The organism is Treponema sp. R6D11, assembly GCF_054786075.1.
Genome location: NZ_BDHD01000614.1, coordinates 1 through 710, shown reverse-complemented (window position 1 = coordinate 710; position 710 = coordinate 1). Strand labels below are relative to the sequence as shown.

1 protein-coding gene is annotated in these 710 nt (G+C 39.0%); it reads right to left on the bottom strand.

Going from position 1 to position 710, the window contains the following annotated elements; genetic code table 11:
- Nucleotides 1-628: sensor histidine kinase (locus ACYVTD_RS15055; RefSeq protein WP_461248522.1), on the bottom strand; the 628-nt coding region annotated here is incomplete at its 3' end.
- Nucleotides 629-710: the final 82 nt, after the last annotated feature.

Here is a 710-nt window from a genome sequence, read left to right as displayed (position 1 = left end):
AATATTCACTGCCTAATTTTTGTACTTGCTCCGCCGTCATACCCTGCCCGGTATCGCTGATTCGGAAAACAATTATTACACTGTCAGCGTCTTTAGGCTCTGATGAAATAGTAAGACTTATTAAGCCTTCATGCGTATACTTAAACGCGTTAGAAAGCAAATTATTTAAAATTTGTTTAATGCGAAGCTCGTCGCCAAAAAGCATAACAGGAATGTTTTCGTCTATTTCCAATTTAAATTCGATAGGTTTGCTCTCATAACGCATCATATTCAACTGAACGGTATCGTGAATAAGGCTGGCAATATCATACTGAGCTGGAATTAATTCAAATTTTCCGGCTTCAATTTTTGAAAGATCAAGTATGTCATTTATTATTCCAAGCAGAAGATCCGCGGAATTAAAAATTCTTTCCAGCGCTTCTTTTGTATGTTTGGAAAGCGACTCATCTTGAAGCTGAATTTCCGTAATACCTAAAATAGCGTTCATTGGAGTGCGGATTTCATGACTCATTTTTGCCAGGAATTCGCTCTTTGCTTTACTTGCCTCCATCGCCTTATTCAGCGCTTCTTTTAGTTTTATGGTATAGATGTCGCGCATGATTACGCCGGCGATTGTACTTGCCGTCATAGCGATAAATCCTTTTTCATTTTCAGTCCACTTGCGCGACTTATCAGCCTGTTCTACGCATACAGGGCGAACAGCTTAAAAT